Source organism: Novipirellula herctigrandis, assembly GCA_007859835.1.
Taxonomy (GTDB): domain Bacteria; phylum Planctomycetota; class Planctomycetia; order Pirellulales; family Pirellulaceae; genus Novipirellula_A; species Novipirellula_A herctigrandis.
In genome coordinates, this window is sequence record SJPJ01000001.1 from 276645 (window position 1) to 289489 (window position 12845).

The window sequence follows — 12845 nt, forward strand, 5'->3', positions numbered from 1 at the left end:
CGATCGCCCTCGATTTGTGTCGTTTCGTGACCAGATGAAGTAACCTATTACGAGCGAGTGACGCGCACGAGTCATTGTGAGAGCGTTAGCCCTTCGATCCGCAGACCATGCGAATATTCGGAATTTGGCGTTGGAGGCAACGTCACCGACAGGCCATTTTCCGTTAGCTGAAACTCTAGCTCGTCGTCTGATCCGAGCATCGTCACGCTGCGGACAGACTGCTTGCCAATTTGTTCTGGCGAAAGCGACTTGATTAGCACCTCTTTTGTATTGGGATAGGCCATCAAGAAAGCGTAAAGCGTGTCTCCCTTTGTCGTAAATCGAATGTCTTTACCAGTGAATTCATACGTATTGTCGTTGAATTGATGACCGGTCGTGGGCATCTGAAACGGCCCCTCACCATAGACAAGGTATGGCCGCGATCCATAAATGCCTTCGCCATTGACTTGCAACCAATCACCGATTTTCAGCAGCTCATCGCGGTACGTCTTGGGCAGACTTCCATCGGCTCGCAATCCAACGTTTAGCAACATGTTCCCATTTTTGCTGACGATGTCGACTAGGTTATCGATCACCTTTCCCGCATCCAATCGAAGTAGATCCTCGTTCTGATCCAACGTCGTTCCACCCATTCCCGCATCGTCGGTGAGAGACGCTTTCTCACCAGCCGAGATCTCTTTTCCCATGTAAAACCAACCGGGATTGATGGACGTATCAGTTTGCCAAGGCTGTTCTCGGATTTTGTCGAGCCCGTGCAACTCCAAATCCAAGGTCAATCCTTGGGGCGTCGTGCGTTTAATCGCAAATACGCCGTCCAGCTTTCCGCTATTCCGTTGCATATTAAGGTTGTAATAGTGCGCCGCCAAATTCAGCCCATAATCCCCATTGGGAAGCCCACCATCTAGATAGAGAAGGTCCGGGTCGTACTTATCGATCAGATCCTTCGTGCGCAAATACCACTGACGGGCAAAGCGTGGATTGAGCCGCTTCAGACGATCCGGAGTGCGATAACCGTATAGCCCATCGTTTGCCGGATCCATCGTGTCATAGGGCACTCCCTTGAGCGGTCCCGTTGTATCGGATTCCCCCTGGAAAAAGACATGTTCATGCCCCTGGTTTGACAGATGCGACGTCACAGCAAAACGCAAATGATTTGCTTCGCAGGCCGTTTTCCATTCTCCGACGATGTCCCTCTTTGGCCCCATTTTGACTGAGTTCCAATCATTGTAGGTAGAGTCATAATTGTCGAAATTGTCATGGTGAACGGCCATCACGCCAAAGTACTTGGCGCCGACCTTACTAAACAGTTCCGCAAGCTTCATCGGCTCGAACTTCTCGGCTTTCCAAAGAGGAATGAAGTCCTTATAGCCAAACTGAGAAGGATGCCCGAAATTCTTGACGTGATATTCGTATACACTTTCCTTTCCTGGCTTATATCCTGACATTGCCCGGCGCTTCACCTTTTGATCATCCCGATACGCTTGTGGCTCATGCTGCGTATACAGGAATCGACCGTAGTGGCCATCGAAACCGGGCACAGTGCAAAGCCCCCAATGTGAGTAGATGCCAAATTTCGCATCGCGAAACCAATCGGGACATTCATAGTGTTTGCCAAAAGAATCGGAGGCAGCTTCAAATGGGCCTTCGGCGATATCGAACGTGAAGCCTTCGGTGTCAAAATTCAATGAAGCCTTTTCGGACTGCTGTGCCGCTTTGATGCGGTTAGCCGTTTCGTCGGCCGGCAAGTTTGTCACTGCAACCAGTAGGCCAATTGCTACGGTCACATTCCGGTAACACATCTGACTCATTCGTAATGTCCTCAATTTGTATTTCGCAGATGCGGTTTTCGCATGCGTTTTAGTCTTTGGCGTTCTTTCTTAATAATCCGCTTGCCAAGGCCCATGATGGTAGGTCCCTGGGATTGCAGAACAGCAAATTCACTCAGGGGCGTCGGACCAATCGGAAGGTGCAACCCAGTCTTTCGGAGCACGGGCGGTGTAGGGATGTGCGTCTCCGACGTCGGGGCCACGGGCCTTTATTTTTTTCCATAATGCTGCCACGATCTCTGGATGATTGGTCGCTAAGTTCTGTTGCTCGAAGGGATCGCGACGGATATCAAAAAGCAGCGCCACGTGTTTCGGATTTTCCAAGGGCATTCCATCATCGGCTTTTTCTGCGAGAGTCACAATCAGCTTCCAATCGCCGCTGCGAATACTCCCGCGACCACCTTTGGAATCGTGAACATTGTGATAGATGTCCCGCTTGGGCATTGCTTGGTCATTTGCCAAAGCAGGCCAGAAATCGATACCGTCGAGTGCTTTGCATTTGGAAGTGATACCACCCGCAAGGCCAGAGAACGTGGGAAGCAAATCAACAATATGCAACGGAGGTTCGAAACTCCGTCCTCCCGTAAGCCTGTCTGGCCAAACAATAAATGATGGAACACGAACGCCACCTTCGAAAAGTGTTCCTTTGGTTCCTCTCAACGGAGCATTGTCGGCAACTTGACCGTAGCCTCCGTTATCAGACGCGAAAAACACGAGCGTATTTCGTGCAACACCTTTCTCGACCAAGGCTTGAACAATGTGACCAATCTGCTGGTCCATACAGTCGACTTGAGCACAATAGGTGCGACGTTTTTCGTCTTTCACACCGCTGTAGTTTGCAATGTCAGATGGTTTCGCGTGAAGCGGCGCATGGGGAGCATTGAATGGCACATATAAGAAAAGCGGCTGCGCTTCGAAATCGTGATCTTTGATTATTTGGGATGCTCGATTTCCTATTAGGTCCGTTGTATAGCCTTCTACATGAAGCGGGATCGTATCCTGGTCATACCAGTCCAACGACCCGTAACCGGTGTGTTCGAAATAATCGATTGCCCCACCAAGATGTCCGTAGGCCAGATCGAAACCGCGTGACGTTGGCCAATAGGAACGTTTGGCAAGGCCGAGGTGCCACTTGCCTGTAATCGCTGTCCGATAACCCGCGTCCTGCATGACTTCAGAGAGCATGTATTCATCCAGTGGCAATCCGTGCTGATGGTATGGACGAAGAACGCAAATGTGGCCTCCGATATGATAGGGATAACGTCCCGTCATTAGGCCAATGCGCGTTGGCGAGCAGGTAGGTTGCACGTAGAACTGTTTGAGTTTCACTCCTTCATTTGCAAGCTTGTCGAGATTGGGCGTTTTGATATCGCTGCCATGGAATCCGACGTCGCTCCACCCCAAGTCGTCGGCAAGCAGGATGACAATGTTCGGTTGCTTTGCGTCGATGGCGGAGGCTGAATGTGTGCACAACATTGCCGTTACTAAGATTAGCTTGCGGAGAACACAGGTCGTTATGTTGACAACGGACATCTGGGGGAAGGTTCGCTTTCATGTGCGAGGAACAATATGGATGGCAGCGTTTATGGTTCCGAAAAGCCGTGTTGACACGCGGAGTGCCGATTTCCCGAATCATTTCGCTTGCTTTTACTTCTTGTTCTTAATTGGCTTCGTAAGATCGAGTCCTTGGATCCGCAAACCGTAGGCATAGTCGCAGGGTTCCTGTTGCGGCAAACTGACCGACAATCCGTCCTTGGTAAGTTGGTACTCCAGCTCCTCATCGGATCCCAACATCGTCACGCTCCGAACCGTTTGCTTACCGATTTGCTTTTCAGATAACGATTTGATAAGTACTTGCTTGCTGTCGGGATATGCCATTAGGAAAGCGTAAAGCGTGTCTTTCTTAGTCGTAAAACGAATGTCTTCACCAGTGAAATCATACTGGTGATCGTTAAACGCTTGGCCAGTTGTGGGCATCCGAAACGGCCCCTCGCCGTAGACGACAAACGGCCGAGACCCAAAAATGCCTTCGCCGTTGACTTGCAACCACGCGCCGATCTTCAACAGTTCATCACGATAAGTCTCAGGCAGACTTCCGTCCGCTCGTAGGCCCACGTTTAACATCATGTTTCCGTTCTTGCTGACAATATCAACAAGGTTATCGATCACTTTGCCCGCATCTAATCGCAGCAGATCGCCTTGTTGGCCCAAATCGCTTCCGCCCATCCCCGCGTCATCCGTCATGGCCTGTTTCTCACCACCAGAGATTTCTTTCCCCATATAGAACCAACCAGGATTGATGGAGGTGTCGGTTTGCCATGGATCTTTGCGAATCTCATCTAAGCCTTGGAGTTCCATGTCAAGCGTGAAGCCTTCTGGCGTTGTGCGTTTAATTGTAAACACGCCGTCTAACTTTCCGTTGTTCTGTTGGAGGTTGTGGTTGTAATAATGCGCTGCCAGATTCAACCCGTAGTCGCCGTTGGGAAGCGGCCCATCCAAGTACAGTAAATCCGGATCGTACTTATCAATCAAATCTTTGGTTCGAAGGTACCAGTTTCGGGAAAAGGTCGGATTGATCCGTTTGAGACGATCGGGTGTTCGATAGCCGTAAAGTCCGTCATTGGCTGAGTTCATCGTGTCATACGGCACACCCTTGAGAGGTCCGGTCGTATCGGTTTCTCCTTGAAAAAAGAGATGTTCGTGAGTGTGGTTTGACAGATGCGAGGTAACCGCAAACCGCAATCCATTTGCTTCACAAGCTTTCTTCCAATCACCGACAATATCTCGTTTTGGCCCCATCTTCGCTGAGTTCCATTCTTGGTGCTCCGAGTCATAGTTGTCGAAATTATCGCAATGCACGGCCATCACACCAAAGTACTTGGCCCCTACGGAACGAAAAAGCTCCGCCAGTTCCATGGGGTTAAATTTTTCCGCCTTCCATAGGGAAACGAAATCCTTGTAGCCGAACTTGGATGGATGGCCAAAGTTCTTGACATGATATTCATAGACGGACTCACGCCCTGGCTTATAACCGGACATGCCTCGGCGTCTGACATTTCGATCATCTCGATAGGCCTGTGGTTCATGCTGCATATACATGAACCGCGCGTAATGGCCATCGAACCCAGGAACCGTGCAGAGTCCCCAGTGTGAGTAAATCCCAAACTTGGCATCACGAAACCAATCGGGACACGAATAGTGTTTGGCGAATGAGTCGGATGAAGGTTCAAATGGTCCTTCGGCGATATCGAACTCGAATTCTTGAGTGCTAAAATCCCGTGAAGCCTTTTCCGACTCCTGTGCCGTGATGATGCGAGGCGGAACCTCTTCGCCGCAGACGTTGAGACCGGTCAAGAACATGATGGAAACAGTCACTAGATAAAATTGGACCCACGTCTTCATTCGTTGTCTTTCATTTTCAATCTGCGATTTGTTTGTCTGGGACATCTGATCGAAACTCAATCTTGTTCGTTAGTTTTTTTCGGAATATATAGTGGCTGCCTGAACAACGCTGCGTTTGGTCTGGCCTGCTTTAGCGTTCCTCAGCAAGCGGCTCATGGCGCCACATTGGGTGCCTCAATGAAGCCCCGTCGCTCACCCGTCAGTCCTGAATTGCGTTGGCCGATGATTCGAATGCGAATCCATCAATGGCTACCTTACTGCTGTTTTGGTAAACCGCCGTTTTCAATTCAAGTGTATGTTTACCTTCCGGCAGGACTTTCGTTTGATAGAGCTTGCTGTTGGGACCGCCCCAACTCAAGCGAATACTCTCTACGAATTTTCCATCAATATATACATCAAAGGACCCCATCTCATTGGCAAGCGTGCCGTAGGCACTGGCCATAGAACCCGTAAACGTAAATGTCACCGAATCCCCAACGGTTTCCGAGATTCGTTCATTGCTCATGTAGTATTGGGAATCGGGATCAGGGTGCGAGACCCAATTTCCGGTGAAAGTCACTGACGCGTCCGTATCATCCACTCGTCGCCAAAAGCCTTCACAGGTTTCCTGACCGGCGATCCGTATTTCATACTCGCACTTTTTTGCATCGGGATTGTCAAGCTTTATTGAAACGGTTTTGTTTTCATAGGGTTTCAGTGCCGGAATCGAAGCTTTCTGTAGTTTCTTCCAACCTGATTTACTGAGTTCCATCACGACGGCCTGAGCAGGCTTGGAATCCACAAATCCGATGTTTTCGACGATGCTTTGGAGCATCATCGCGCCGTCCGCCTCCTTGATCTGAACGGGTAAGGCGACCAGTGAGGCCGCTGTCGGAGATCGTCCCGGAAGCGTGGCATAACCAATGACCAGATCCCCGCTTTTGGTCTGACCCAGCAGTTTGAAATCGAAATCGAAACGACTCAGTCCATGCTCGCCCTCAAAGGACACAAGCATGTCATTTCCATCTGCCTTGGAACTCACCACACGACAACCGCGACCATGGTTCACAAGTGAATCGGACCCAAAGCGAAGCGATTCCAAGTCGAGATCACGGTGAGGGTTGAAACCCTCTTCTGCCTCGATCTTGACAGTGATTCGATTTGTCGTCGCTGAAATCGGCGTTTCACTTACGATTGTCACTAATCGTTCGACGACGAGCGGCAGAATCATATTTTTTGAGCTGTGGATATCGTTGCCTTTATCACTGCCCTTTGCCGTATCGAGTAGCGCCAGTGACAAATGAGTGGCCCGTCCGATTTCGTCCTGCAGAATTTTCGGCCGCTCAAACTTGTACCACTCATTTTTTGTACCGTCAGTGTAGAATGTCGAGGAGGCGTCGTACGGCAACCCCTCTTCGTTCTTCCAGTGAATGCCGTCGAGCGAACGCATGTAGCCGCTCTTGCGATCCTGGGCATGGTTGTAGATACAGTGATATTGGTGCCTACTTCTCCACACGACTGGGTCTTCCGCGTAGCCGCTGTTCCGAGTGTAGTTGTGGATGGAGACCAGGTTATACGGTCCAAGAATCCCGTTGTTTGACACGGCAATATCGCCGCCCTTTGTCATCAGTAGAATGCTTCCATCGGGCCGGAACTCCGTTGTCAGGTTCGATCCCAGCCTACCCGTTGGCCGAAGCCCTCGCGGATTCATCCTCATCCGTCCGATTCGTTTCCAAGGCCCAGGCATACGATCCGACGAATAGACATCCGCTGTCATGACATGCAACGCAAAAGTACCATCGGGCATCGTCATGACTTCGGGATTGTGCCCCTTTTTAACGATCGTTTGCGTAATCACATACGGCCCGAAGGGATTGTTGGAAACGCAATGGGCAATTTCAGATTCAAACCAGCCGTGATGTCCAGTGCTCTCTGGCCAACGGCATACCGCGATATGGTATTTGCCGTCCTTGCCCTTGACTGGGTTACCACCCCAGTAGCACCACTGGTCGTCCTCGACCCCATTATCTTTGTCGCGAGGCAAAACCTTATCGATTCCCCAAATGCCCTCCGATTCCAATTTGTTAATAATTGGCACCGGAAGGATCAGGTCCTTGAAGGCTCCTCCCCGCACAAGCGGTATGTCAGAAAGCGAATCATTTGCCGATTCAAGAACGTCCGGTTGATCAGCCGCTACGACGGGAATCAACGCGAATGAAATTAGAAACAGGACTAGGTTTTTCATCTTCTTGTGTACTCTGCTTTTGGATCGAGTCTGCTGACCGGTTTTGTTTTCCTTGTCAGCTTGGTTTCAAATTGTTGTGTTTTGGAAATTCTCTAGACCAATTGGTGATCTGTAACGTGCTACTGAGGATCATAGACCACGACATCTTTTCGGCGAGAAGCTGGCTCCACCCGCCAATGGGTTAACTTCCCAAACTCTACCGTTCCAGTGACGATTGTGTTTTTTTCTAGATGAAGTTTGAAGTCCACATCCCATTCTTTGGGCCAAGCTGGTAATAAGAGAATTTTCCCGTCGGCTTCCTGCACCAACATGCGTTGCAGTGCCGTGGAGCCGGATCCAAAGTGGTCAAAGTCGGGACAGGAATCCGGGCCTTCGGCTCCGTATATTGGGAAGCGACACATCGTGGATGCTTTTCGAAACCGCTGGACCAATCCGCGTTTCGCCTCGGCGGCATTTCCCGCATAGGCCCAATGGATTTGATCCTGTGTCCAGCAACTGCATGCGAAAGCGTTTTTGTTCGTCCGGTGCTCCATGGTCCACTGCACGATATCCGCCGTTCCTTGAGCTATACCAAATCGTCGAAAGGGAAAGACGGGGTAAAGTTCCGCGTTCTCAGCGTTGTGCCCGACCTCAAATACAAGCCCCGGCGCAATCGCTGGCTTGCCATCAATTTCACGCAAATGCACGTCGGGCATTTCTGACCGAAGACGTTTCCACCGGATTTGGTCTGACTCGGTGCCGATTCCCATCGCGGTCAATTCATCCAGATTGTGCAACAATCCAGAAACGTCCGTTGCGGGGTTAATGGCAATCCACCATGTTTCCAACGCTTGAGACGGATCCAGTCGCAATTTGCCGTCCTGATCGCGCGGATAGTGTTTGTCGTAAAAGGCCATGATTTCGCGTGCAAAAGGAACTAGCACGTCATCACGAAACGCGGTGTCGCCTGAGTACTTCAGGTGCTCGATCATCATCGCAAGCGTTTCCAAACCGGAGGTGAAGTAGTAGCTGTGGCAATACCCGCTGCCGTCATTATCGCCAGGGGCGGTTTTCAGAGGCTTGTCCTCTAATCGGTATTCATTCCTCCCGGAGGGCCCGCAATCACGTTCGCCGCCGGTCGGTTCAATGTTTTCGCGAAAGTACGCTCCTTCGTGCCCGAACCAAGCTTTGGTGATTGCGGTGCGAACCGGCAACATGTCGCTGTAGTAATCAAAAAACGGTTTCATCAGCTCGCCATCACCGCTCATCAGTAACGGCCAGTACAACAGTCGTTGGTTTTGAAACGTGAAGCGACGTGCCCAGAGCCGGTCGTCTTCATGGCTTATGAACCGTTTGCCTTCGGTCTCCCAGTGGCCGTTGAGTCGTACCTGATGTTTATGGCGTTCGGGTTCATACCGTAGCGGCTGAGTGAAAAGTCCGCCGTTAAATTTGGTTTGAACTCGGCCGCGACTTTGGCAGGCCATCAAAAATCGAAAAACGTTGTAGCTTTGGGCCACAAGGGCGCCCCCGTCGATGACTTTACGCTGGCTCTTGTATCCCTCCTGGTCGACTTGGTAGCGTTCGTTGGCTTCAACGGTGTTATCGGAAACGTTGATCCGACTTCTGTCCCAGAACGACGACCACCAATCACAGTGCGACTGCCAATCCGATGCTGCATCCATCGGTTCAGAAGCCTGTTGTTCCAGATCCGCTAGCCACTGTTCAATGTCAGCCTGTTGTGTACATCGAGCATGTATTCGGATGTCGAGCTTCGCTCCCTTTCCCGACAAAGTTTTCCCTTTCCGATTTAGGTCGGGACTCTCTATCAGATTGCCGAACGTATTAAAGCGATACGGATCGGGATATTCCCCGGCCATTTCAGAGACATCGTAAAACGCCAACTCCGTCGGATAGACACTGCGGTCTCCTACCGCGTAGTACCACAGCACGTTGTCGCCACGGCCCAGCAACACATCTTGAGTCGGTGGAGAAATCGGATCGCTTGTCCGGTTTCTCGAACAAGTATCAAATCGCTCCCAAAGATCGGCCGACGCCTCTACCTCAACTTCGTCAGGCGATTGAATCTGAACGTGGTAAACAGGACGATTTGCATCAGCCCATACATGAATTGAAATGCCGTCGGCCTCAATTTGGATCGATCCGGTTTTCAGATCCAAGGTTTGCTTGAATGGCTTGCCATCAGCAAACGGATTGGGGCTGAGAGAAATTTTGACTCGCCCTGTCTTGAAGATATCGCCGTTATAAGTAAAGGCGTCATTCTTCGACAACAATAGGTATAACGCATCATCTTCGATCGCGTAGACACCAGCGGCGATGTCGCCATTGCCTAAAGGCATTTGTCCGGTGTGGTCCGTCGAAGGACTCTCCCAGACAACATTGTATTGATCGATCGGAGCGCCAGCCGTTATATCGCGACTGTTGATCACAGTTCCGAAAACAATCAGAAGCAGCAGGAGTTGTGTCATTTTTTGCGTCATGACTCTTTCTTTTCTTTGTATGCCGGTGTTGGAGTGAGGATTGACGACGGAGCATTGTTGATCATGACCACTGGGTTGTTGTGGTTGTCACTGCGATCGACGTGCTTCAGGCTGCGTTTGCCCCGTTCCGTTTCTTCATCAGAAGAGAACCATGAAAATCGCTCATCGGGTAACGAAGGCACAACGCAGCAAGAACTGCAACGAAAACAAGAGCTGTCAGTCGTTTTGCCGATTTTTTCATAACCATCTTTTGATCAACGATTTGCAATTGGGCGAACGCTAAATTCGTGGTTTGGAACTTACTTGCGTTCGATTTTCACCGCGTAAGCAAAATCACACGGTTTTTCTTTTGGAAGCTTAATGACCAAGGCATCAACTGTGTGTTCCCACTGAATCGCATCTTTGCACCCGAGCAGGCTAACCGATTTAATGTCGCCACGATAAAGTTTGCCGGCATGGCCCAGGGTGCGAATTATTAACTCGTCCCCTGGCCAATCCAACACGATGGCATAGAGATTCTTGCCATTCTGGGTGAAGCGAATGTCGTCCTTCGTGAACTTTGGGATGTACTTGTCCTTTACGTCCCACTTTCCGTGAGCATGATGCCCAGGATGGGTTTCTTCGGTCGGGCCTTCTCCAAAGAAGGTCCACGGCACCGTGTCATAGATGGCTTCGCCGTTGATCTTCAGCCAGCCACCGATCGCATACAGCTGTTTTTTCTGATCCGCGGTGAACGTGCCGTCCTCTAAAGGCGGAACGCTCAGTAGCATGCGTCCGTTTTTGCTGGTCATATCCACTAGCAGGTCGACCAAGTGGTTTGCGTTCTTCATTGGGTTCTTTGGATTGTGGAACCATGGAGCGGGCCAAGCATAATGTTGGGCCATGTTGATATCGGCCATCCATGGATCGTATTGCAATCCGATGAGGCTGCCGTTTTCAATGTCACGCATACCGATCCCCGGCGGTACATCAAACGACTTGTAGATAAACTCGACTTCCTTGCTTTGCTCTATTCCCATATTGAAGAAGTGAGCAATCGCTTGCTGTTGGTGCGATTCGCTAAGTGTTCCGATGGTGATGTCTTTCCCAGGCAACATGCGGCCCGCCAAGCTGCGGCCCTGCAACTCAGCCCCAACCGTACCGCCAAAACTTGTATCCACCCAAATCAAGTCAGGATGATAATTGTCAATCGCCTCCGATACGCGAGCCAACCATCCGTCGAGAAGTCTCTCACTACGGCGTCCTTCGTTTGCGGTGTACAACTTGCTCTCTTCGTCGAGCGGATCAAGATAGAGGCTATCGTTGTTGGAGACCGTCCCCCAGATACTTCGGTTGTTGTGGAACGACATCAGCACTTTCATGTCGCGACGTTGCAACTCTCTGGTTAGCTCGCCAACGATATCGATCTTCGGTCCGCGCTTGACGGTCGTCCAGTCGGTGATTCCGCTATCCCAATTAAGAATACCGCTTCCGTGCCAAGACACGGGGCCTGCGAATTGGGCTCCCGCTGCTTGGAACAGGTCTACCCATTCTTTCGACGAGAACTTTTCGCCCTTCCATAGTTCGAAAGCTTCAAGCGTGGACAGATCCTTATCGGGATACTGGTTTAGTACCGTCTGAGGTCCCCAGTGGCAGTAGATGCCAAATTTCATGCCATCGAGCCACTCGGGTGTATCATGCTTCCGTAGTGACGACCAATCGGGCTGATAGGTTTGCGCTTGGCATGTACAAAGAGATAAAAAGAGAACACAAGTCAACAGAATTGCTAATCGCATGATTTAGGTTCCTTTTCGTTTTCGAAAGGCAACGCCACGTCAGATCGGCGTAGTGGCGGTGACGGAATTGTTTGAGTAATTTTGTGTTTCTCGAAGACGCACTCTGCCATCGTGATGGCAATCGCCCGCAGCGATAGGTTCTGAATCGCAGTCATGCTGGCAGACGACCAAGCGACGTCGTATTCGTCAACCAATCAAGGAAATTATCCGCAATTAAGTTTTTGTGGATGGAAACCAACAATCGGATGGTCGGCCTCGCTCCGCCTCGGGGCATAGGACCTCGGGGCATAGGACATGTTGTTGTCGCAAATAAACATGCCGAAACGGTTTTCAACTAATTTCCTCCGCTACGTCTTCACGATGGTCAAACGAGTTTTGTTTACCACGCAACACCGGTCCTTCGATTGCTTCCGTTAGGATCACGCGAAATGCTTGATTGTTCGTTCCAAAGGTTCGCACGCACGATCCCGTTCAGGTCTAGCCCATCAAATTCAAGCCCATAGAGTTCAAGTGTCAGGGAATGGAGCTTTCGCGAAGGCGCTGGAAAAAAACGAACCAGACTATCGCGGCTGTTTGCCAAAAAAAAGGTGGGAATAGCAGGTCAACCAGTTATCGAAATTGAGGTTAGTCGGCCTGCCCAATGTGAGGTTTTTGAAGTGTCAGGGATTTGACGGCAGTGGGAACAGTGATGCTACCCGATCACGAGCAAAGACGCCACGAAAAACAGCTAGCAATATCGACCGCGTGACTTAAAGTGCTACGCCCTGCGAAGCATCAAAATGGTGTTCGTTGGAGGGGGACGCGCCTTTTACTAAAGTAATTGTGATTGTGCGCTAACGGGAATGGTCTCATGTTTCCATGAGCGTGGTATTTCTTTCGAAGTCGAATCAATTGCATTTTGCAACCATTCGTAGGCGAGGCCGATTGAAATTGCGAAGTCGCTCGACGTAGAGTCACTCGAAGCAGAAGAGTCACTAGAAATCGTCAGCATATTCGAACAGAATACACGCCCGACCTTTTTCGCCGTCAAGGATCACAACCCGCAGACGACCGCTGTTGTTGCGACGGATATGGTGTTTCACCGGTCGGGGTAAAGCAACGAAATTGAAATGTAATAAATATTCGGAAACCCTATTTAGGA

The 12845-nt window shown here is 50.4% G+C and carries 6 protein-coding genes; all 6 read right to left on the minus strand.

The window, feature by feature from the left end; all coding sequences use genetic code 11:
- Positions 1–71 precede the first annotated feature (71 nt).
- The 6 genes from CA13_RS01010 to CA13_RS01035 all read right to left on the minus strand — a co-directional run bounded on the left by CA13_RS01010 (position 72) and on the right by CA13_RS01035 (position 11704).
- Entirely contained in the window at positions 72–1808 is a 1737-nt protein-coding gene (locus tag CA13_RS01010) for an alpha-L-fucosidase (protein ID WP_146393970.1), read from the minus strand.
- A 129-nt stretch (positions 1809–1937) separates the two neighbouring features.
- Positions 1938–3302 (minus strand): arylsulfatase B, encoded by a 1365-nt coding sequence (locus tag CA13_RS01015; RefSeq protein ID WP_419193789.1) that lies wholly within the window; start codon positions 3300–3302, stop codon positions 1938–1940.
- A gap of 171 nt (positions 3303–3473) precedes the next feature.
- Entirely contained in the window at positions 3474–5228 is a 1755-nt protein-coding gene (locus CA13_RS01020) for an alpha-L-fucosidase (protein ID WP_419193790.1), read from the minus strand.
- A gap of 199 nt (positions 5229–5427) precedes the next feature.
- Positions 5428–7452: a hypothetical protein gene (locus CA13_RS01025; RefSeq protein WP_146393976.1), complete on the minus strand. Its 2025-nt coding sequence runs from the start codon at positions 7450–7452 to the stop codon at positions 5428–5430.
- A gap of 119 nt (positions 7453–7571) precedes the next feature.
- Positions 7572–9929 carry a DUF5703 domain-containing protein gene (locus CA13_RS01030; protein WP_146393978.1) on the minus strand — a complete coding sequence of 786 codons (2358 nt, stop codon included), beginning with the start codon at positions 9927–9929 and terminating at the stop codon, positions 7572–7574.
- A 299-nt stretch (positions 9930–10228) separates the two neighbouring features.
- Entirely contained in the window at positions 10229–11704 is a 1476-nt protein-coding gene (locus CA13_RS01035; RefSeq protein WP_146393981.1) for an alpha-L-fucosidase, read from the minus strand.
- Positions 11705–12845: the final 1141 nt, after the last annotated feature.

Bases quoted from the DNA above. Each gene is read 5' to 3' on its own strand.
- CA13_RS01010 (WP_146393970.1), bottom strand. From the start codon at position 1,808: ATGAGTCAGATGTGTTACCGGAATGTGACCGTAGCAATTGGCCTACTG.
- CA13_RS01015 (WP_419193789.1), bottom strand. From the start codon at position 3,302: ATGTTGTGCACACATTCAGCCTCCGCCATCGACGCAAAGCAACCGAAC.
- CA13_RS01020 (WP_419193790.1), bottom strand. From the start codon at position 5,228: ATGAAGACGTGGGTCCAATTTTATCTAGTGACTGTTTCCATCATGTTC.
- CA13_RS01025 (WP_146393976.1), bottom strand. From the start codon at position 7,452: ATGAAAAACCTAGTCCTGTTTCTAATTTCATTCGCGTTGATTCCCGTC.
- CA13_RS01030 (WP_146393978.1), bottom strand. From the start codon at position 9,929: ATGACGCAAAAAATGACACAACTCCTGCTGCTTCTGATTGTTTTCGGA.
- CA13_RS01035 (WP_146393981.1), bottom strand. From the start codon at position 11,704: ATGCGATTAGCAATTCTGTTGACTTGTGTTCTCTTTTTATCTCTTTGT.